Source organism: Pseudoalteromonas sp. SCQQ13, from assembly GCF_015864415.1.
GTDB lineage: Bacteria > Pseudomonadota > Gammaproteobacteria > Enterobacterales > Alteromonadaceae > Pseudoalteromonas > Pseudoalteromonas nigrifaciens.
This window is the reverse complement of the sequence record NZ_JADYXG010000006.1, coordinates 53,734-75,425: the sequence shown is the minus strand read 5'-3', so window position 1 is coordinate 75,425 and position 21,692 is coordinate 53,734. Positions and strand designations below refer to the sequence as shown.

The following is a 21,692-nucleotide window of genomic DNA, read 5'->3' as shown; positions in this document are numbered from 1 at the left end:
TCCTTAATGTTCGAGCTGGTTGCGTTTTTCGCCAGTGAGCATAATAGCTAACGCGCACGCAGAAATCACCACTAATAATAACCCCGGAATAGCAGCGCGGCCAAAATAGCCGGCTTCGTATACACGCCACAAATAAGTAGAGAGGGTTTCAAACCCCGTAGGGCCAAGTAATAAGGTGGCCTCTAGTTCACGCATCGACTCTAAAAACACTAATGCTGCACCGGCAATAATACCGCGCATAGTTAAGGGCAGTGTTATACGCATAAATGCTTCGCGTGGGCTGGCACCAAGTACCCGGGCCGATTTTACCAAGCTTGGATCTAAGTGTTCGGTGCTGGTACGTACTGAGCCTACAGCAAGGGGTAAAAAGCGCAGCGTATAAGCAATAATAAGCAACCCTAATGTTTGATACAAAAAGGGCAGTTGCAAGCCGCCATAAACAAGCGCTGTGCCCATTACGATGCCCGGAATACCAAAGCCAAAGTAAGTTACGCGCTCCATTACTTTACCTGCTTTACCGCTAAGAGCCGCATGAGCAACCGGAATGGCCACAATTACAGCTACTACAGCAGCAATTGCTGAGGCATATGTTGAGTTCCAAGCAATACTAAAATCAAAGCCGCTAAAACCATCCCGTGCCAGCCACAACGAAAATATAGCCAAAGGCAAGCCAATTGCTAATAACAAAATAGGCGCAAACGTTATAAACATAGCGCTTAACTGCCACTTTTTAGGGAATAAAATAAGTGGTCTGCCTTGGCGTTCAGTGGCGGTTTTTATTTGTGATTCAATCATTAATAAAAAGCCAACAATAACCATTAATTGCAACGAGAGCATAGCCGCACGGCCCAAAGCAAAGGCGTTGTATTCCACATAAATAACTCGGGTAAAGGTATCTAAGCGCATCATTGCCGGTGTACCAAAGTCAGATAAAGTATAAAGTGCAACAAGCAAAGATCCCGCGGCAATACCATTAACTACGCGGGGTAATATTACTTTAAATACACTTTGTGTCATCGACATACCCAGTGTACGTGCAGCGTTTACCATACTGGCATCAAGGCTGAGTAAGGACGAGCGGGTGGTCATCATTACAAACGGAAATGTGTACAAGGTCATTACTATGGCTGCGCCGCTAAGGCCGTCCATTGAGGGCGTTGGAATGCCAAGCAGGTTATTTATTTCCCCCCCAGGGCCAAAAGCTGCATAAAGTGTAAACGCCCCTATATAACTAGGTATAGCTAAGGGAGCTGCAAATATAACCAGCCATAATTTTTTAAATGGCAAATGTACATAAGCGCTAATAAACGCCAGTGGCACGCCAATTAAAATAGAACCCAATACAGTTAACGCCATTAACGATAAGGTATTAGCTAAAATGTCGAGGTTATGGCTGTCAAATACTGAGCTTGTGTCGCTGGCAAGGGTAATTAACACATAAATAGGGGTAAGCGTAATGAGCGCTGCAAGCAGCGCCATTGGGTAGGATGCAGGTAGTCGCATTACAGTACGCCGCTACTGCGCATTAAATCGATAGTGGGGCGTAAATCGGCGAGCTGAGTTAAATCAATTTTAGGCGGCGAAATACTCGATAAAGACGGTATGCCCTGTGGCACACTAATACCATTAACAAGTGGGATTTCGTAAGCTTCACTGGCTAAATAGCTTTGCACTTCGGTGCTTAGTAAATAACGCATAAAATTAGTTGCTAACGGATCGTCACTTAAAGCTAACACCCCTGAGGCATTGACCAAACAGCCTGCATCGTTTTGGGTAAAAGCTAAATCTAACTTAGCATCGGGCTTGCCCGACTTTAACCTAAGTGTGTAATAGTGATTGGCAAAGCCAATATCAACTTCACCGCGCTCAACGCCCATAACTACACCTAATTCACCGGCATAGGTTTTAGAGCGCTTTTTAATTTTTTTAAGCCACTTAGCGGTTTTGTCATCACCTTCTAAAATTCGCATTGCAGTTACAAACGACTGGAACGATGCATAAGCAGGGGCCCAACCAATACTTAAATCGCTGTCGGCAATTTCCATAATGCTGGTGGGAATTTGCTCTTTAGTTAAACGCGACGTGTTGTATGGCAAGGTACGAATACGGCCGGTTACCGGCGTCCATTCTTTATATCTAAATTGCGGTTGTAACTGAGCCGATAAATCACTTGGTATTGGCTGTGCAAGGCCAGCATCGGTAACTAAACCAATCGCGCCTGAGTCAACCGCCCAAAATAAGTCAGCACGGCGAACGCCTGCTTTTGCTTCAGCTACTATGGTATTTGCTAATGCAGCAGTTGGGCCTCGGCGTATACCGAGTTTAAGGTTTGGATTTTTCTTCTCGATAGCTTGTAATACGTTTTCGTATAAGCCACCTTCACCACGCCCTAAATAAAGCGTAAGCTCACCCTCTAGTTTAGGTAAGCTATCTACAGACACAGGGTTTGCTATATTGGCCGCTAGTGCGCGAGCAAGAGGCAGTGGTAATGCACCCACAGCCCCAAGCGCAACCAGGCCTTGTATAAAGGTCCTACGCTTCACTTAAAATACATCCTTACGTGTTTTTTCGGCTTTTTCGATCAGCGTTTTAGCGCGATCTAATTTTGTTTGCATGTCGCTTATTACATTACGTACTTCGTCTACGCTTTTGTTGCTAGAAATAGCAAGTGGCAGTGTTACGTTAAAGTCTTTCTCTAACACTTCAACTAAGTTAGCGTCTTGCGCTATTAGTGTGCCTTCTACGCCTTCAAATAAGTGTAGGTAAGTGTCGTGTACAATTTCGGTGGCTTCGTCGTTTAAACGCTCAGCAAATTTTGCAACAACACGATCGAGTCGGTGCTTAATTTCGTCGATAGTGGCACTTTGGGTCATTTCTTTGGTTGCAGTTGTTGTTACATTTGCTAATAAACCCTGTTGCTGAAATTTTGCCGCTAATTTAACAGCGCCAAGGCCTTGCCATAGGGCATTGTTCATAGCTTGTTGTTGTTTACGAACTTCAGCTGCAGGCTGTTTGTTTTCGATAGCCATTTTTACGCCGTAAATACCTTGCCAAATAGAAGCGTAAACAGGTACAAAATTGGTTTCTATGGCGCTGTGAAATTTAACCGATTCCCAATATTCAATAAGGTCATCTGTTTTTACCGCTTTAGCACCTTTGGTATCGTAGTCGCTTACCATAGTATCGACTTTGCCAACCATCCACTCTACTTCTTCGGCGTAACTTTTAAGATTAGCCTGAAGATGATTAACATGCTCGCCAATAGGGCCGTTTGCAAGTACCGGTTGCGTTATAAAAGCAGAGGCTAATAACAGGCTTACGCCTAACGCTTTAGCTGGTTTAAATAATAAGTTCATAAAAGAGTCCGAAAAGGTAACTGTAAATGATAGGTATTATCATATAGGTAAAGATCACTGAGATCAATACTCTAAAGGTGAGTTAAGGGGCTGTTTGTTTATTAGGGCAAAGTGTGTACAACTTTTAACCCTAAAACTTTAATTTAGCGGTAAGTTTAAGCGTAATGCTTGCCTTTAATGGCGTTATAAATGGCATCACAAAGGGTTTTTATGCTGCTCTGGTCTGAAATATATGGCGGCATTAAATAAATAAGTTTACCAAAGGGGCGTATCCATACACCTTGTGCTACAAAATAAGCCTGAATTTTAGCCACATCAACATTGCCTGCTTCCGCTGTTAGCTCTACCACCCCAATAGCGCCTAAAGTACGTACATCGGCTACGTCATCAAGCTCTTTGCATTTATTGAGTTGCTGCAGTTGGCTGTTTAGATTGGCAATGCGCTGCTGCCAGTTTTTCTCAAGCAGTAAATCTATACTGGCACAGGCCACAGCGCAGGCAAGCGGATTGCCCATAAAAGTAGGGCCGTGCATTAATACACCGGCTTCGCCTTCGCTTATACCTGTGGCTATTTTGTCACTGGTAAGAGTGGCCGATAGGGTCATAGCGCCGCCAGTAAGTGCTTTGCCTATACACATTATATCGGGCTGAATATTAGCATGCTCTACGGCAAATAATTTACCGGTACGGCCAAAGCCAGTGGCTATTTCGTCGCATATAAGTAACACCTTATATTGCGTGCATAACTTGCGTACGCAGGCTAAGTACTCAGGGTGATAAAAGTTCATGCCACCAGCATTTTGTACAATTGGCTCAATAATAAATGCCGCTACGCTCTGGTGGTGCGCTTTAAAATACGCTTCAAGCTCGGTTGCCTCAGCTTGGTTAAACTCACTATTAAATTGGCTTACCGGGGCTGGTACAAAAATATGCTCGGGTAAAAAGCTGCTGTACAAACTGTGCATTGAATTAACTGGATCGCATACACTCATAGCCGCAAAGGTATCGCCATGATAGCCCTTGTAGGGAGTCATTAATTTTTGTTTGTTAGAAATGCCTTGGCTAAGCCAATACTGCAGCGCCATTTTTATAGCTACTTCAACACTTACCGAGCCGCTATCGGCTAAAAATACCTTAGTTAAGCTAGCAGGGGTAATGCTTACTAGCTTTTTACACAGCTCTACAGCGGGTTTATGGGTAAATCCGCCAAACATAATGTGGCTCATAGAGTTAATTTGCTCAATCATGGCGTTATTTAAAACTGGGTGGTTATAGCCATGTATAGCGCTCCACCATGAGGCCATGCCATCAATGAGTTGCTCGCCTGTTTCAAGCTCAATAATATTATGATTTGCGTGGGTAACAGGGTAAACCATTATAGGTTTGGTCATAGAGGTATAAGGGTGCCAAATATGCTGGCGATCAAAATTCAGGTCAATCGTGTTCTTTTTAATCATATGTAAACTTAAGTGGGCTTGGGTTCGTTGACAATGGTACTTCAAGAAGTAGACTAAGCCAATATCACCGTTATGAAAAAAATAAAGAGAGTAGAAAATTATGGAACTTGCACCTGTTCGTCACAACTGGACCCACAGTGAAGTTAAAGCAATATTTGAAATGCCATTTAACGATTTACTATTTAAAGCAGCATCGGTTCATCGTGCTAATTTCAACCCAAATGAAGTGCAAATTTCTACTTTATTATCGATTAAAACCGGTGCCTGCCCAGAAGATTGTAAATATTGCCCGCAGTCTGGGCATTACCGAACTGATTTAGAACGCGAACGCCTAATAGAAGTAGAAAAAGTAGTAGAACAAGCGCGTTTAGCCAAACAAAAAGGCGCAACTCGTTTTTGTATGGGTGCCGCGTGGTCAGATCCAAAAGACAGAGACATGCCGTATATTTCGAAAATGGTTAAAGAAGTAAAAGAACTTGGCCTAGAAACCTGTATGACCCTAGGCATGCTTAATAACGAAAAAGCCCACGAACTACGTAATGCTGGGCTTGACTACTACAACCATAACCTTGACACCTCGCCTGAGTATTACGAGCAAATTATATCTACCCGAACTTTTCAAGACCGCCTAGATACCATAGGCAATGTACGCGACGCGGGTATGAAAGTATGTTCGGGCGGTATTGTAGGTATGGGCGAGCAAGCAGCCGATCGCTATGGCTTATTAATGCAACTGGCCAACTTAGATCAACAACCAGAAAGCGTACCCATTAATATGCTGGTTAAAGTTAAAGGCACACCGCTTGAAAACGTAGATGACTTAGATCATTTTGAGTTTATACGCACAATTGCAACCGCGCGCATTATGATGCCGCACAGCTATGTGCGTTTGTCGGCAGGGCGCAACGCCATGAACGAGCAAATGCAGTCAATGTGCTTTTTTGCAGGTGCTAACTCTATATTTTATGGCGACAAACTGCTTACCACCGAAAACCCAGACGCCGATGCCGATATGGCCTTAATTAAAAAGTTAGGGATGAACCCAGAAACTCGTCACGACTATTCAGATGAAGCCGTAGCCGCGTCGCTTTCATCGCAAGTGGCCGACAAAGCAACGTCTAAGTTATTTTACGAAGCATAACCATAATTATAACTAAGTAATAACTAAGCTATAACTAAGCCTAGGTAAACACAGCCAAATGTCATTTGAATTTATAAATACGCATCTGCAAGCTCGCTTGCACGATGCGCTACTGCGTAAACGCCACCAAGTACAGCATGCTACGGCGCGCAAAATTACTATTAATAACAAAACCTATCTTAATTTTGCCAGTAACGACTACTTAGGCTTTGGCGATAACGCAATTGCTTTAAATGAATTACCGGCATTAGGGAGTCACAGCTCAGCGTTAGTTACCGGTTATCAAGTTCAGCAACACGCACTAGAGCAGTATTTATGCGCACAGTTAGGTTACGAAGCCGCCATGCTGTTTAGCTCGGGCTTTAGTGCTAATAGCAGTGTAATAAAAGCGCTGTTTCAAGATAAAACCGTAGCGCAGCACAGTGCTGTTTTTCAAGATAAGCTTAATCATGCCAGCCTAATAGACGGCGCACTGCATGCAAACGCCGCTTTAATCCGTTTTAATCATAACGACATGAACCATTTACGCGCCCGCTTAGAAAAATCAACAGCGCAGCATAAGCTAATTATAAGCGAAGGTGTATTTTCGATGGATGGCGACAAAGCGCCACTTAGCGAGCTACTGGCGTTAGCCAAACAGCACAATGCTTGGCTAATGATAGACGATGCTCATGGTTTTGGCGTATTAGGTAAAACCGGATTAGGCAGCTGCGAGGCGCTTAATACCGAGCAACTACCTGAGTTACTGGTTATTACTTTTGGCAAAGCGGTAGCCAGTAGCGGCGCGTGTGTATTAGGCAGTAAACATTTTATTGATTACATGCTGCAATTTAATCGCGATTACACTTATTCCACGGCTATGTCGCCGCTTATTGCAGGGCTTACTCTTGCACGTATTAAAGCGATTAAAACCGCAGATGATAAACGCGCTAAATTAAACGCAAATATTAGCTACTTTAAGCAACTTGCTAAACAACATAATATTGGCGTAATGGAGTCAAGTACCGCTATTCAGCCCATTGTTTTAGGCTGCGCCGAGCACACCTTAAACGTGGCTAGTAAACTTAAAGAATACGGTGTTTGGCTTACTGCTATTCGCCCGCCAACCGTTGCTCATAACACCGCACGTTTGCGAATTACACTCAGCGCAGCGCATACAAAGCACGACATTAACCATTTAGTTAATAGCTTAGTAGGTGCATTAGTATGATTGCTCAAACACTTTTAAATGCTGCTTCTATAACTACACAGCCATTAAATACAGAGCCAAATAGGCAGCCGTTAAATATACAATCATTATCAGCAGGGCCTATATTATTACCAAGCTGTAGCCTTAAAAAAGGGGCGCAGAGTAAATTTTCAAAAGCAGCCAGCAGTTATAACCACCATGCTAATGTGCAAAAACAAGCCGCAGATGATTTATTTAAACTTATAAAAGCGAATGCAAATAGCAGTAATAAAGCCAAACTGTGTATCGACTTAGGCGCAGGGCCATTAGTTAATACACATACTTTGCAAACATTATTTGGCAGCGTTATTGCCATGGATCTTAGTTTAAACATGCTACAAAGCAGCGCACTAAATACGCCACGGCTATGCGCCGATATGGATAATCTACCGCTGCAAGCCAATAGTATTGATATTATTTACAGTAACTTTGCAGTGCAATGGTCGGCCGATTTTGCTCAATTATTAAAATCGCTTTATACTGCGCTCAAACCAGGCGGGCAAGCCTATATTAGCTGCGTTATTGAAGGCTCACTTAACGAGATAAAAACCGCATTTAGCGCACTTGATAACAACAGCCATATAAATACCTTTAATAGCGAACAGTATATAAACCAATCAGTCCAAAAATCTGGGTTTACTATTAATACAATACAAAAAGCCCTGTATAGCGATGAGTTTACATCGCCATTAAATGCCATTCGCTCTATTAAGGCCATAGGTGCTACAGCGCAAAATCACAGTAATACGCGCAGAGGCTTGTTAACTAAGCACGCTTTGCAGCAGGTATGCAGCGCATATCCGCTTAAAAATAATAAAGCGCACGTGTCGTATCACGTTATGCTATTAGCACTTTGCAAAAAAACAGTTAAATAAAAACCAGTTAAATAAAACAGCAAAGGTAAATAACGCCATGAAAGAATTTTTTATTACCGGCACCGACACCGACGCCGGAAAAACCCACGTTACCAGTTTATTACTAAAGCTACTTGCCCAACATAAAAAGCAAGCAATTGGTTTTAAACCGCTCGCGTCTGGCTGCGAAATGGCGTTTGATCAGCTAGTAAATGCCGATGCACTAATATTAATGGAAAGCGCAACGGTAAGTGCCAAGTACGATATAATTAATCCGTTTGCCTTTGCACCTGCTATTGCCCCGCACATAGCCGCCGAGCAAGCAGGGGTTACTATTACTGCAGATAAGCTAAGCAGCGCGTATAAAAACGTAAAACAGCAAGGTGCCGATTATATACTTACCGAAGGTGCTGGTGGCTGGGCGCTGCCTATAAGCAACACAGATTATTTATACAATTGGGTTAAAACAGAGCAACTGCCGGTAATATTAGTAGTAGGTATGAAGTTAGGCTGCTTAAACCATGCGCTACTTACTGCTGCACATATGCAAAGCATGGGTATAAACTGCATTGGCTGGATTGCTAATCAGGTTGATCCAAACATAGACGAGTACCAAGCTAATCTTGATTCACTTAAATTACGTTTACCCTTTCCTATACTGGCAATAAGCCCATACAGTGAGCAAACCCCTAAATTACAAATATATAAAACACTGCTAGAAAATTTCGCACTAAACACATAAAAAACACTTGTTTTACGACATAGTTTGTCACAGAATAGCGCTAACGTTGTGACATACTGCGTCATAACGCAGTGATTGCTTTTAATCAATTTAGTGCCAAACGCACTAAACATATTAATAGTACCGCAATCGATATTATTTTTTGAGGACAAGTATGAAACGTGTTTTTTTATTTTTACTAACAAACCTCGCGGTTATGTTGGTATTAGGTGTAGTGCTTTCAATAGTGATGAGTGTATTTGGACTAAGCAACCGTAGCTTAGGCGGTATGCTAATGATTGCTACTGTGTTTGGTTTTGGTGGCTCGTTTATTTCGTTATTTATGTCGAAATGGATGGCTAAAAAATCAACCGGCGCACATGTTATTACCCAACCACGTAACGAAACCGAACATTGGCTAGTAACTACGGTTGCAGCACAAGCGCAAAAAGCCGGCATTAAAATGCCAGAAGTGGCCATTTACGACAGCCCAGAAATGAACGCATTTGCCACCGGCCCAAGTAAAAACAACTCACTAGTGGCAGTAAGCACAGGTTTATTACACAGCATGAGCCAAGATCAAGCCGAAGCCGTATTGGCCCACGAAGTATCGCATATTGCTAATGGCGACATGGTAACGCTTACACTTATACAAGGCGTGGTAAACACCTTTGTTATATTTGCCGCTAAAGTGCTAGCAGGCATAGTAGATAACTTTATAAACAGTAACAACGATGAACAAGAGGGCGGCAACAGCTGGACCTACTTCCTGTTCGATATGTTGTTTCAAGTAATTTTTGGCATTTTAGCCAGCGTTATAGTGGCTTATTACAGCCGCCAACGTGAGTTTGCTGCCGACAGCGGCGCTGCCAAACTAGTAGGCGCAGACAAAATGCGTTCAGCCCTTGAGCGATTAAAGCAAAATCATCCTTCGCAACTAGAAGGCTCAATGATGGCGTTTGGTATTGCCAGTGGTAAAGGCATGGCTGAGTTGTTTTCGTCGCACCCACCGCTTGACGCCCGTATAGACGCACTGCGTAAATAATGTTTTAGCGCAAAGTTATTGCATATATACCAAGCCAGCTTAACCGCTGGCTTTTTTGTGGCTAAATTACATGCTAAGTTGGTTGCTCATATGTTTAACCAAACCAGAGTTTATACATGAAACTATTAAGCACCACTTTTGTATTTGCGTTACTTTTTGTGTTTTTTCCGGCTAAAGCAACAAACGGCCTAATAACACTACAAAGCCAGCAAAGCGCCAAAGCCACTATGAATAAGTTTGAGCTACTGGCTAAAAATAAAGGACTGACAATTTTTGCACGTATTGATCACGCCGCAGGGGCTAAAAAAGTAGGGCAGCAGCTTGGCTATACCGAAGTTATTATATTTGGTAATCCACAAGGCGGTACTCCTTTAATGCAGTGCGCGCAAACAATGGGGATTGATTTACCGCTTAAAGCACTTGTTTGGCAAGACGCCAATGCAAAAGTATGGTTGAGCTACAACGATCCTAGCTATTTAGTTAAGCGCCATGGTGCAGGGCAATGCGCTGTTGCTACAAAGCTTGCCAATGTACTTGCAGATCTTGCTGCACAGGCTATACAGCCCTGAGCTTAATTACCAATCCTAAAAAAGTAATTTAAACAACGAGGGAATATACATGAAGTTTTTAGTATTTTTAGGCACAGTACGCAATAGCACACCACCTAAACCAGCAAGGCTTGGCGAGCGCGTAGCCCAAGCATGTATAGCGTGTTTGCAAAGCCAATTTAGTACACACGAAATAGAGCTAATCGACGCGCTAGATTACCCGCTCGAACCAGTATTTAAACCACACTTTGCTTATCCCAAAAGTAAAGCTCCGGAGCAGCTAAATACCCTAGCCGATAAAATTGCCGCAGCCGATGGCTACATTATGGTCAGCCCAGAGTACAACCATTCTATGAGCCCAGCACTGGCCAACTTATTAAATCATTTTGGCAGCTCACTGTTTTCGTACAAACCCAGCGCTATTGTTGCTTAACCTAAACTCTGGTTAAGAGATTTACTAACGTATTGAATCATTGTTATATTTAAATTTATTTTCTCTAGCCAGAGACTTTTAGTGAAAACAAGGCGAATTTACGCGTCAATAGCTGGCCTATTGCAAGTGAATTCAACGCAGTTAGCGCAGAAAGTAGCTGCTTGAGATAGATTTATTATCCAGAGTTTAGGTTATCCATTCCGCTGGGCAATGGGGTGGTATGCGCGCCGCTATGGGTATGCGTAACTTTTTAAGTGAATTAGGCTGCTTACCCGTATCAGCAATGATCCATGTACCAAAAGCGCAAGAGGTAATGACTGAAAATGGCTCGTTCAATGATCAAAGTGAACAAGACACTTGGTTTAATTACTTCTCACGTACATTTACCCAATTAGCCTGGTGGGCAGAGGCTGCTCAACAGCAAAAGCTAACTCAAAATCCAACTGAAGTATTAAGCAGCTTTACTAAAGATCCTTCACAGCGAAACGCTCCTAAATAAACTAAGTTTAATTAACAACGCCTACAAACAATAAAGCCAGCTTAGCTGCTGGCTTTGTAACTTTAAACATACGGCCTAGCTATTACTGAGACATAATAATTTCGGTAATGCCCTCGGCCGAGAGTATTTCTATCCAATAACCATCGGGGTCTTTAATAAACGCCAAACCTTTCATCGAGCCATCGTCTGGTTTTTTTACAAACTCTACATCGTATTTTGCAAAACGTTCGCACGCGGCGTATACATCGGGTACGCTAATACCAATATGGCCAAAGCCTTTAGGCTCTTCGTTACCACTTACATAGCCTGCAAAGCTATCGTCGTTTTCTGTGCCCCAATTATGGGTAAGCTCAATTAGTGCAGGGCGGCGAAACACCCATTCAGCTTTGGTTTTATCATCGCCCTCAGGCAGTTGTTGCTCGTAACCTAAAAAGTACAGGGTAAACTTCATACCAGGAAAGTCATATTTGCCCAACAACTTCATACCTAATACGTTTTCATAAAATGCTAATGACGGTTTTGGGTCTTTAATTCGCAGCATAGTTTGCTGCATTACATAATCTTCGGTCGCTTTAGTAACTTGCTCTGGAGATTCGTTATAGCTAGACATAAGATGATCCTTACTAAAAAATTTAAAGCACAACAGACTTATTAAGTATTTCTAGCGCCATCATAATCAACAGCACCGCAAATTAAAACCACCCTATGTAATTCATTCGTTATTCAATCACTATTCAATAATTAGTTAATTAAAATACCGCCAAGCAATGGCTATAAAGTAGTTTAATTTTAAAATTACTTAAAATAAGTTTACCGACCACTTTTAGAAACGTATAGTTTGCATAAGTAACACATAAAAAATAACTAATAAAAAGTATAAAAATCAGGAACACCAATGAACAAAGGATTGTTAACGTCGTGGAACGACAACCGAGGTTATGGTTTTATTAAATCTAGCAGCGTTGCACACGACACCTTTATACACATATCTTCGCTTAAACACATGAGCCGCAAACCCAAAGTAGGCGACACTATCTATTTTGAGGTAGCTACTGATCCCAATGGTAAAAGCAAAGCCGTAAACTGCCGCATTGAAGGCGTAATTGAAAGCAAAGTAGAAAGCAAATTAGAAAAAACAGCTGCTTTTAATAAACCCTTTAAAATGAGTAAAGCAAAAAAGAAGTCGAGCACTTTAGCTAACCTTGTTGCGCTGGTAATTATATTAAGCATAGGTTTTAGCGCATACAATAGGTACTTCGCAAACACTCATGCAGGCAATAAAAACAACACCCCCGTTATTACCAATGCCGACTTAACCACCTTTGATGAGAAATACCCAAAAATCGTTATTCCTAAAAGCACCCAAAACTTTACATGTGATGGCAGGCAACACTGTAGCCAAATGACCTCACGAGCCGAAGCTGTATTTTTTATTAATAACTGCCCGAATACAAAAATGGATGGCGATAACGACGGAATACCTTGTGAAAATGATTCAAGGTTTTAAATAGGTGATAATTGCAGATGCGTTTTTATAAAAAATAAATTTAATTTGATACTGTATATAAGTACAGTGCTGTAGGTTTTGTCCCATAACATTATTAAAGTTGTTTTGGGATTAAATTATAAAGGTTACAAAATAGCAGTTGTAACTATCTGTTTATAAATGAGTTGTTTGTTTTTTGTCGAACAACGTAATATGCGCCGTTTTGGGGTGTTCAATAAGCTGTTAGGCGCACTGCCATCATTGCGTATCACTTTAATTAAACAACAACTCCAACAAGGATAAGTACACATATGAAAAAGCTTTTTATAGCAACAGCGATTGCTGCAACAATTTTAACTAGTGGTTGTACAACAATACCAACAGCTCAAAAAGGGACTGAAGAATATAAGGAATTACTCGAGTTTAAACCTGTCGAAGATAAAGCCGTTATTTATGTTTATAGAAGGTTAGATTCAGATCATAAAGGTCAAATTACAACTATAGATATCGGAAAAGAAGAGTTGCCGACTGTAAGCAACTGTGTCGTTAGGCATATAGTTGATGGTGGTGATTTTAATATAGAACCTAACGGGAATGGCCTGTTTGCAATTGAAAAAGAACTTGATGCTTCTTTTCCAAATGGTAGCGTTAAAGCTATAGAGTTAAAGCATACCTTTCGAATAGCAATCCCTAATACTAGTGAACTTTTCTTACGGGATATTGTTGAATTAAAGGACGCAATTGAACAAGATAACTTATGTATGATAGATGGTTCAGATATTTCTTAAAAGCCAGCTTGTTTATTAATTAAGTTATGTTTCCTGATGTGCGCCTAACAAGCGCATTAACAGGGACAAATAAAGCTTGGCTTTTGTTCACTGCGTTCACTATTTTAGCCAAGCATTATTTGCCCGTTATGCGGGCGTTATATTCATACAAGGTAGTACTGAGTGAACCTGATAGAATTAAAGAATTTTAAAAAATTCGAAGAGATCAATGTTGATCTCAATGAAAAGGGGTTAACTCTAGTATCTGGAGTTAACAACTCTGGTAAAACTAGCCTTCTGCATGCTTTGGCAGTGTGGGAATATGCTAAGATTCTACTGGTTAATTATCGTGGTAAAGAATCACTTTTTGAAGAGTATAATATCGAAAAGAAAGGGCTAGGTATTCCCTCGGAATCTTTTTCTCCAATTAGCATCCCTTCATTGAAATACTTATGGAAAGATCAGAAGACGAACGGGTCATATCAACTTAAGATAAAAGTAGGTTGGAAAGGATCAGAAAACAGAAGTCTTTATTTAGAAATAGCTTATACACTTAACGGAAATAATTTTGCCATCAAGAAATCAGATTCTAACCTTGCTGAATCTGATGTAATCCCAACGATAGCATACCTTCCTCCTTTCGGTGGGATGAATGAAAATGAAAGTTGGCTATCAATTGCAGACAGAAGAAAGCTTATTGGAAAAGGTCAAGCTGGCTCTGTTATTCGAAACTTGTTGTTAGATTTACATAAATCACATGAAAACGATATTGAAAATCGCAAAAACGAGCTTTTTCCAAGCAAGCAGCGATTAACACAGGCTGACCAAAATAGACTTAAAGAAGTAGATACAGAATGGCGACAATTAAAAACAATATTATCTGACGTATTTCACGTGAATTTATATGTCCATGATTTCGATAGTCAGTTTCATAACTTCATAAGTGTTGATGTTTTAGATCTGTTTAAAAATCCTGAAACCCAAGAAAAAGAAAGGAATATTTCGAGTAAACGAGATCTTATGGTTGAAGGTAGCGGCTTTCTTCAATGGCTAAGTGTCTTTGCTCTAGCTCTAGATAAAAACAATAACATTCTCCTTTTAGATGAGCCTGACGCTCACTTACATTCTTCATTGCAATCGTTGCTTTTAGAAAAGCTGGAAAAGATATGCGAAGAAAATAATAAACAAGTTATTATGGTTAGTCATAGCTCTGATCTAATAAAACTTATTGATTACCAAAAGGTCTTACATGTTGAGAATTCAAAAGCAGAATATCTAAAAAATAATGAAGAAAAAGTACTGGTTTTGGAGGGGCTTGGTAGCAAATACTTCCCTCTTTTAGATTCAATGATTGAGCACAAGAAAGTACTATTGGTAGAGAATGCAAGTGACACGCGTATTCTTAAGAGCTTATGTGAAAAATCAGGAAAGGTCTGGCCTGAAAATCTGGTTGAGTGGGTCACAAATAAAAAACATAAAGAACGAAAAACTCTAATCATTGAACTCAATCAAAAGATACTCCAAGAAACGGGTAGCCCTATAATAGCTTATAGTCTAAGGGACTTAGATGACAATAATTATAATACTACTAATATTCAATTATTTGACAATGGTAAAGATGAACAAAGAGATGATTCTGGCGAATATGTAATTATGAAGTATCGAACCTTAAGGCGCAGAGAGATTGAAAACTATTTAATAATTCCTGAAGCTATAAGTCGGTATATAGTCAGTAATTGTAGAAATACTGAAATCCCTAAAGATGTTAATTCTGTAAGAGATTATCTAATAAATGAACACGGATTAGTGATTCCTGAAACGTTTAAGCTCTCAGATAGAACAAGCAGTACAGAAGCTCTATTTGTCAAAGATGTAAAACCAGTGCTTAAGGGAATAAATTCCTATTTCAGAGTTAGTTTCGATAGAGAAGAGTATATTAACTCTATAAACTCGGATGAAATATGTGAAGATCTTGTGACTATCATTGACGAGATAATTGGAATGTGTGAAACGATGAAACGGGACAGGCATAAAATAATCAACAGTGCCGTAAATTAAATCTTGGTATTTTATAAACTATTTCCCTAGGTGGAATGAGTTTAATTGAAACAAACACAAAGAATAAAATTATGATGACACCCACGCTAATCACTTTGAAAAAACTAGGGTGGGTGTCAATGCTATTCACTTGATTTCGCTATGCGTATCATTATGCGTATAGAGGGCTTAAAATCTAATTTTTAAAGATTGAAATCTAAAGTGAGACCAATCACTCAACGCTGTGATAGTTTGTTTTGTAGGGGGAGCGACATAGATTAAACCTGCAATGGCAATAATTGACGATAATGTAATTAATTTATTATTGAAGTCAGCTATTTTTAGAGCGGTCCCGAAAGAGCGTTTAATTGTGACATTACTTAAATCTACACTGTAAATTTCATCCAGCAATAAATGAATTAATCCTCCTAGTAAAATAAATCCACCCGTTAACCAGGCAAAAGTGGCTGCTTGTGGGGTTGATTGATCATTCAGTTCCCATGTTACTTGTGTTGTTAATAGCGCGCATAGCAGTATAAATAGTAAAGAGTGGCAACTGCCTCTATGTACTGTGATCCATTCAAAAAGTGGTCTAATAATATATTTCATAAATCCGTAAACCAATAACGGCACGACAATTAACTCGATAAAACTAATTTTAATAATTAGCTCAGTGGTTATGTAATGCAGTACCAGTAATACAGCGCTCAGTGCAAATAAGTTAAAAATAGTGTCGAGAGATGTGGAGTTATCTGAATCTATATCTGGTAATAAACCGCCGATTGAACCTAAAAACCATAACCAGAGCGCGCCCTTTAAATCAATATGTTCTGCAGATAATAAGGTGGCTGAGGCTAAGCCTGTGATGATTAGCGCAGTATTAAGATGAGTATTGAAATTTGCCATTGTGTCTCTTGATGGGGAAATAGGAGGGCATTCTAACAATTATGTTCTTTAAGACAAATAAAGGGACAGGCATAAAATAATTAACAGTGCCGTAAATTAATCCACTTGTATTTTCTAAGCCATTTTCCTAGATGGATTAGGAATATGGATGATTTTATACCAGGCTATTTGCTAATAAACTCAATTTAACTAGGACGTTAGGGAAGTAAAATGAGTTTAATTGAAGCAAGCACAAAGGAATTTGGCAATATTACGGTGTTTTTACATAGCCTAGGCTCATTTTGCTATCGTATTGAGTGGTATAGCAAAATGACAGGTGCCTCAATTAGTTTAGCGCGTATTAAAAAGGGTAAATATATAGTCATTCGAAAATGGGCAGCTATACGGGGTTTAACTGATGTGTCTACAGAGTTTGATAGAGCTAATCAAGCATTTATCCATTTATTAAATAATGTTGACGTGGTTAAAGGTAAAGACGATTTGATAGTTGCAGCTAAGCAGCACTGCGTAAACTTATTTGCAAAGTCGGAAGGGTTAAAACCAATTAGCAAACCTAGTTTGCCAAAGCCACGATTACAAGGCGCTATAGGCAAGCAAGTGGTGGTAAAGTCAAGGCTTGGCAACAGCCAAATAGCACAAGGTATGCTACTGCAGCTAATAGGTAACCAAGCTGAAATACAAGTTAATCCCGAACATATAGAAGCAGGCCAATTAAGGCAAAAGTTTTATACTAAACAAGTTTTTATTTGCTAAGCAATTTACAAATTAAGCAATGTGCTAACTAATCAAAGTAAAAAGGAAGCTTTACCTTAATGGTAAAGCCATTTTTTACACACACTTCAAAAGTTCCGCCCAATGCCATTGCGCGCTCTTCAATAAAAGCTAAACCATAATTACCCGAGTTGTTAGCAGGTGTTGCTAAACTGCCATTATCACTAATGGTTAGTGTAATAAAATTATTATCGGTTACGAGTTCTATATGCATTTTGCTGGCATTACTATGCTTAACACAGTTAGTTACAGCTTCTTGGCATATTCGATAAATAGCTATTTCATGATCTTTTGACAGGGCTTTATGAATTTTAAAGTCGGCCTGAAAATTAATTTTTGCCTTATGCAGTAAACTTTTTAGTCGCCCGGCTGTTATTGCCTTATTTAAGCCAAGTTCGTCTAATTCGCGTGGGCGAAGGTAATGCATTAATTGGTATACCGAATCGTACATGGTATTGGCATTCGTTTTTAAGCTTTTAACAAACGACTGAGTATCTTTATTACTCATGTGAGACAAAATAGATAAGTCAGTTTTTAAAGCAGTGAGATTTTGACCCAACTCGTCGTGTAACTCTTGAGAAAGATGTTTTCGCTCATTTTCTTGTACGCTAACCATTTTAGCCGCAAGGTGTGTGTTTTTAGTTAACTGCTTTCTGAGTTCTAGGTTCGTTTTATATAACTCATTATTTTTACGTTTTAGTTCAGTAATTGCAGCGCCTAAAACCATACTGGTAATTGCATTTGCTAAAATGAATAACTGGCTTATATAAGTGTTTTCAGGGGCATGAGTAAAGCTTGCCTCGAGTATAATTAAGCTATTAATTAACGTGGCACTGGTTACAGCGCCCAAAGAGCCAAACCTATACGAAAACCAAATAATGGGTAATAACGAGGCGAGCCTTAGTAGCGGGTAGGTGTCGGGGCGTAGTGCATATACAAAAATTACAATTAATAAAAGGCACAATAAAGCAGCCCCTAAATGCATCATTTTTAGTAATAGCGATTTATTTAATTTATGCCTCACGCTAAAAATTAGCATCATTAGCGGAGTGACTAATAGTGTGCCGGTAATATCCCCAAGGCACATATTTAACTGGTACTGTAATAATTCTGTAGCAACCAGTATATTGGTAAATTCAAACGCACTAGCAAATACAAACCATTTAATAGATGTACTAGCAACAGCCAGTAATATTAACGAAAGTATACCTTGGCTATCGTTAATACTGGGCGGCCAACGGCTGTTTTTTAAAATATAAATAAGCGCAACAAAGCAAAGCTCCTGCCAAAAACCATGAAATAAATTAAAATCCCATTGTGCAAGAGCTAAAACTTCATTATTAAAAGCACCCACAAAGGCAGCGAGAAGACGAGATGCTACCCATAAAGTTAGCCAATACTTTGTAGGTAAAAGTAAAAAGAAGGCAATTTTAATGCCCGCAGGAATAAAAATTGCGCTGCTTTCGGGGACTGTTTCTAGATTTTTGCTGAGCCAAAAAGTTGCAGCAAATATAACAAAATAAACAAGCCCAACAAGTAACTGCTTGGTTACTTGTTTAAAAGCTGTAGTAATAAAAAAACTAAACGAGGGGGATAGGCTAAGTAAGCTCATCTAGTTGTATTACTCCTACATCTATTGCAATTTTTAACAGCTCGAATGAAGTTGTAACGTTAAGCTTAGTGTATATATTTGCCTTATGGACATGAGCAGTTTTAGGCATTATTCCTAATGCTTGTGCTACTTGCTTGGCATTAAGCCCCTTAGAAAATAATGGTAAGGCCTCTATTTCTCGATTTGTTAGTAGCGTAAGTGCGCTACTTTCTGTGGTTAGGGCAAAGTTTACGTCTTCGCTTATATAGCGCTTACCCAAAGCTACAGACTTAACCGCATCTATTAATTCTTCAGAAGCAGAGCGTTTTGACACATAACCTAACGCGCCAAGTCGCAAAGCGTTACTCACATAGGGTTCGTGGTCATGCATGGAGGCAACAATGGTTTTAATGTTAGGAAAATGCTCAAAAAGGTAAGATAAAAAAGTAAGCCCGGTTTCTTTACCGTTAAGCGATATATCCACTATAAATATATCGGGTTGTTCTAGTTCAACCGCAAGCTTTGCTTCATTTACGCTGCAAGCTTCTATTATTACTTTCCAATCTGGCTGTAATTCGAGTAGCTTTTTAAAGCTATCTCTTACTAGTTGATGATCTTCTATGATACCAATGTGCATTTATATCTCCCTTTAAAATTATTATACATGGTAATAGGTAAGTATTGGCTAGGAAAAAATCTTAGAAAGGGTAATTAGGTAGAAAAATAAAGGCAAAAAATAAAGGGACAGGCATAAAATAATTTACAGTGCCTAAATTTTTGAATACTTCACGATCTTACTAAAAATAAGCTGTGGAATTTAATGTCAGCTAGCTTAATCTCTAGAAGATTTATAGTTTGGGCTGGTGGTTATTTGAAAGTCTATGTTTGCTCTTAGATGGATAAGTCTATTTATAAGCTCCTTGTTCGTAAAGTTATTTCAGGACGGGTCAGTGAGCAACAAAAAAGCCTAGCATGTTAACGCTAGGCTTTTTGTTATTTATTTATAAGAATTATACTTTAAATCTATGCACTGGTTTTATTACGAATCAATTTGTAGTTTAAAAATTCAGTAATACCAAGGGTACCAAGTTCACGACCGAAGCCTGAGCGCTTAACACCGCCAAAAGGGGTGTTGGCTTCAGTACCAGAAGGTGCGTTTATGGTCACCATGCCGACTTCTAACTGATCAGCAATCTCAGCTGCCAATTCTGAGTCTTTAGTCTGGATTGACGCACCAAGACCAAATGGAACATCGTTGGCAATTTTGATCGCATCAGCGATATCACGAGCTTTATAAATAACAGCAACAGGACCAAATAGTTCTTCGCTATAAACAGCCATTGAGTTATCGACATTGGTAAGTACTGCTGGAGCAAACCAAGCGCCTGGCTTGTCTTTGACAATGCCGCCTTCAATTAGAACGGTGGCACCAGCTTTTATTGCTTCATCTAACTGCTTTTGTAAATTGACTGCAGCGCTTTTTGAGGACATCGGTCCGATAAAGGTTGTTTGATCTAATGGATCAGACAACGTCATCTCACGAACCGCATCGGCAAAGCCTTGTACAAACTTATCATAAACGGCTTCAACGACAATTAGGCGCTTAGCGGCGTTACAAGCTTGTCCTGTATTGCCAAAGCGGCCGGTGATGGCATCTGCTACTGCTCGCTCAATATCAGCATCTGCTGCAACGATAAAGGCATCTGAACCGCCAAGCTCTAAAACGACCTTTTTAAGGGCGCCGCCTGCTATTTTAGCAACTGCTTGTCCTGCACGCTCAGAACCTGTTAATGAGATGCCTTGTATTCTGCTGTCTTCGATGATAGTTGCGGCTTGATCATTGGTAGCAAATACATTGTTATATACGCCATCTGGTAAACCGGCATCTTTAAGAATTTCGACAATTACTTCTGCCGTTTTAGGGCACTGCGGGGCATGCTTTAAAATAATTGTATTGCCTGCCATAAAGTTAGGTGCTGCAAAGCGTGCTACTTGATAATGCGGATAGTTCCACGGCATAATTCCTAGCAATGCGCCTACTGGCAGTTTCTCTACAAAAGCTGAGCCTTCGGCTACATTGATTTGGTTATGTGCTAATAGCTGTTCTGCGTTGTCTGCATAATAGCGATATATTTCAGCGACTAGAGCGAGCTCTCCTTTACCTTGGGCTACAGGCTTGCCCATTTCTACAGCGATCATGTTTGCCAGCTCATCTTGACGCTCAATATAGATATCTGCAATTTTGTGCAGAAGTGCGCTGCGCTCGCTAAGAGAGATGTTACGCCATTCTTTATAGGCATCATCAGCTTTTGTGATGGCTTGCTGAATATCTTGTTCATTTGCAGTAGGGTAGCTGGCTTCAACTTTGCCAGTTGCTGGATTGGTTACTTTATATTCGCTCATAAATATTCCTTGGATTAAAAGTTCATTTATAGTGACTCACTGAGTACAACTATTATTTATACAACTGCAACATGTAAGCGTACATCAATACTAAATGTTGCATTAGAGTAAGGACAGGTTAGATGAGATTTTGTGATTGCACATTGTTAATACGTGATACTTCAACAGACAGATCTATATATATTAAGTTATAGCTATTATCGGCTTTCATACCAAGACCGACTTGAGCAGATGTATTGAAGCTGTAATTGGTAATTTTAACTGTTGTGCTGCCATGTTCAGGGCGCGCTATCGAAACACGCTGCATAACCCATCACAAACAGCTGTTCTGGATTAAAACCCTTTTTATCTGGTTCTTGAAAGAACACCAAATCAAAAACTTAGTGAACCATTGTCAAGACTTGTATGCCCAAACCGATCACCGGCTGCTATTGCCTAAGCTGTGTAAT

The 21,692-nt window shown here is 40.0% G+C and carries 21 protein-coding genes and 1 pseudogene; 12 read left to right on the top strand and 10 right to left on the bottom strand.

Going from position 1 to position 21,692, the window contains the following annotated elements; translation table 11 throughout:
* Positions 1 to 3 precede the first annotated feature (3 nt).
* The 4 genes from I6F41_RS06695 to bioA form a co-directional block, all read right to left on the bottom strand.
* Positions 4 to 1,503, bottom strand: coding sequence for an ABC transporter permease (locus I6F41_RS06695; RefSeq protein WP_011328291.1), 1,500 nt, complete (start codon positions 1,501 to 1,503; stop codon positions 4 to 6).
* Positions 1,503 to 2,543, bottom strand: coding sequence for an extracellular solute-binding protein (locus I6F41_RS06690; protein ID WP_011328290.1), 1,041 nt, complete (start codon positions 2,541 to 2,543; stop codon positions 1,503 to 1,505). Before I6F41_RS06690 ends, I6F41_RS06695 begins: the two co-directional genes overlap by 1 nt.
* Complete coding sequence (locus tag I6F41_RS06685; RefSeq protein ID WP_011328289.1) at positions 2,544 to 3,356, bottom strand: hypothetical protein; 813 nt, start codon at positions 3,354 to 3,356, stop codon at positions 2,544 to 2,546. It lies immediately after the preceding gene.
* A 155-nt stretch (positions 3,357 to 3,511) separates the two neighbouring features.
* The gene (bioA, locus tag I6F41_RS06680) at positions 3,512 to 4,813 is read right to left on the bottom strand and encodes an adenosylmethionine--8-amino-7-oxononanoate transaminase (RefSeq protein ID WP_197107979.1); all 1,302 of its coding nucleotides are present in this window, start codon (positions 4,811 to 4,813) and stop codon (positions 3,512 to 3,514) included.
* 100 nt (positions 4,814 to 4,913) lie between these two features.
* On the opposite strand from bioA, the gene bioB reads away from it, so the two are divergent.
* From bioB to I6F41_RS06640, 8 genes and pseudogenes are all read left to right on the top strand, one after another.
* The gene (gene bioB / locus I6F41_RS06675) at positions 4,914 to 5,954 is read left to right on the top strand and encodes a biotin synthase BioB (RefSeq protein ID WP_197107977.1); all 1,041 of its coding nucleotides are present in this window, start codon (positions 4,914 to 4,916) and stop codon (positions 5,952 to 5,954) included.
* A gap of 58 nt (positions 5,955 to 6,012) precedes the next feature.
* Complete coding sequence (locus I6F41_RS06670) at positions 6,013 to 7,164, top strand: aminotransferase class I/II-fold pyridoxal phosphate-dependent enzyme (RefSeq protein WP_197107975.1); 1,152 nt, start codon at positions 6,013 to 6,015, stop codon at positions 7,162 to 7,164.
* Positions 7,161 to 8,057 (top strand): methyltransferase domain-containing protein, encoded by an 897-nt coding sequence (locus I6F41_RS06665; RefSeq protein ID WP_197107973.1) that lies wholly within the window; start codon positions 7,161 to 7,163, stop codon positions 8,055 to 8,057. Before I6F41_RS06670 ends, I6F41_RS06665 begins: the two co-directional genes overlap by 4 nt.
* Before the next feature lie 37 nt (positions 8,058 to 8,094).
* Positions 8,095 to 8,778 (top strand): dethiobiotin synthase, encoded by a 684-nt coding sequence (gene bioD, locus I6F41_RS06660; protein WP_197107971.1) that lies wholly within the window; start codon positions 8,095 to 8,097, stop codon positions 8,776 to 8,778.
* A 154-nt stretch (positions 8,779 to 8,932) separates the two neighbouring features.
* Positions 8,933 to 9,802 (top strand): protease HtpX, encoded by an 870-nt coding sequence (htpX, locus tag I6F41_RS06655; RefSeq protein WP_089368331.1) that lies wholly within the window; start codon positions 8,933 to 8,935, stop codon positions 9,800 to 9,802.
* Positions 9,803 to 9,918: 116 nt separating this feature from the next.
* Positions 9,919 to 10,371, top strand: coding sequence for a DUF302 domain-containing protein (locus I6F41_RS06650; RefSeq protein WP_197107970.1), 453 nt, complete (start codon positions 9,919 to 9,921; stop codon positions 10,369 to 10,371).
* A 49-nt stretch (positions 10,372 to 10,420) separates the two neighbouring features.
* Positions 10,421 to 10,777, top strand: a pseudogene (locus I6F41_RS06645) (NADPH-dependent FMN reductase); the annotation flags it as partial.
* 226 nt (positions 10,778 to 11,003) lie between these two features.
* Entirely contained in the window at positions 11,004 to 11,282 is a 279-nt protein-coding gene (locus I6F41_RS06640) for a flavoprotein (protein WP_197107969.1), read from the top strand.
* 82 nt (positions 11,283 to 11,364) lie between these two features.
* On the opposite strand, the gene gloA is transcribed toward I6F41_RS06640, so the two are convergent.
* The gene (gene gloA / locus I6F41_RS06635) at positions 11,365 to 11,892 is read right to left on the bottom strand and encodes a lactoylglutathione lyase (protein WP_197107968.1); all 528 of its coding nucleotides are present in this window, start codon (positions 11,890 to 11,892) and stop codon (positions 11,365 to 11,367) included.
* Positions 11,893 to 12,177: 285 nt separating this feature from the next.
* Here gloA and I6F41_RS06630 point away from each other — a divergent pair, with 285 nt between their 5' ends.
* The 3 genes from I6F41_RS06630 (at position 12,178) to I6F41_RS06620 (ending at position 15,593) form a co-directional block, all read left to right on the top strand.
* Positions 12,178 to 12,789, top strand: coding sequence for an excalibur calcium-binding domain-containing protein (locus tag I6F41_RS06630; protein ID WP_197107967.1), 612 nt, complete (start codon positions 12,178 to 12,180; stop codon positions 12,787 to 12,789).
* 290 nt (positions 12,790 to 13,079) lie between these two features.
* Positions 13,080 to 13,556 (top strand): hypothetical protein, encoded by a 477-nt coding sequence (locus I6F41_RS06625; RefSeq protein ID WP_182683719.1) that lies wholly within the window; start codon positions 13,080 to 13,082, stop codon positions 13,554 to 13,556.
* A gap of 162 nt (positions 13,557 to 13,718) precedes the next feature.
* On the top strand, positions 13,719 to 15,593 hold the full coding sequence (locus tag I6F41_RS06620; RefSeq protein ID WP_197107966.1) for an AAA family ATPase: 1,875 nt from the start codon (positions 13,719 to 13,721) through the stop codon (positions 15,591 to 15,593).
* A gap of 168 nt (positions 15,594 to 15,761) precedes the next feature.
* Here the strand turns inward: I6F41_RS06620 and I6F41_RS06615 are convergent, their stop codons facing one another.
* Positions 15,762 to 16,478: a metal-dependent hydrolase gene (locus I6F41_RS06615; RefSeq protein WP_197107965.1), complete on the bottom strand. Its 717-nt coding sequence runs from the start codon at positions 16,476 to 16,478 to the stop codon at positions 15,762 to 15,764.
* A gap of 210 nt (positions 16,479 to 16,688) precedes the next feature.
* Between I6F41_RS06615 and I6F41_RS06610 the strand changes: the two genes are divergently transcribed.
* Entirely contained in the window at positions 16,689 to 17,231 is a 543-nt protein-coding gene (locus tag I6F41_RS06610) for a hypothetical protein (RefSeq protein WP_011328271.1), read from the top strand.
* Between the two features lie 28 nt (positions 17,232 to 17,259).
* Here I6F41_RS06610 and I6F41_RS06605 read toward each other — a convergent pair whose 3' ends face one another.
* From I6F41_RS06605 to I6F41_RS06590, 4 genes are all read right to left on the bottom strand, one after another.
* Positions 17,260 to 18,861: an MASE1 domain-containing protein gene (locus I6F41_RS06605; protein WP_197107964.1), complete on the bottom strand. Its 1,602-nt coding sequence runs from the start codon at positions 18,859 to 18,861 to the stop codon at positions 17,260 to 17,262.
* Positions 18,848 to 19,477 (bottom strand): response regulator transcription factor, encoded by a 630-nt coding sequence (locus I6F41_RS06600; RefSeq protein ID WP_089368324.1) that lies wholly within the window; start codon positions 19,475 to 19,477, stop codon positions 18,848 to 18,850. Before I6F41_RS06600 ends, I6F41_RS06605 begins: the two co-directional genes overlap by 14 nt.
* A 386-nt stretch (positions 19,478 to 19,863) precedes the next feature.
* Complete coding sequence (locus tag I6F41_RS06595) at positions 19,864 to 21,243, bottom strand: NAD-dependent succinate-semialdehyde dehydrogenase (RefSeq protein ID WP_197107962.1); 1,380 nt, start codon at positions 21,241 to 21,243, stop codon at positions 19,864 to 19,866.
* A 118-nt stretch (positions 21,244 to 21,361) separates the two neighbouring features.
* The gene (locus tag I6F41_RS06590; RefSeq protein ID WP_011328267.1) at positions 21,362 to 21,550 is read right to left on the bottom strand and encodes a hypothetical protein; all 189 of its coding nucleotides are present in this window, start codon (positions 21,548 to 21,550) and stop codon (positions 21,362 to 21,364) included.
* Between the last annotated feature and the right edge of the window lie 142 nt (positions 21,551 to 21,692).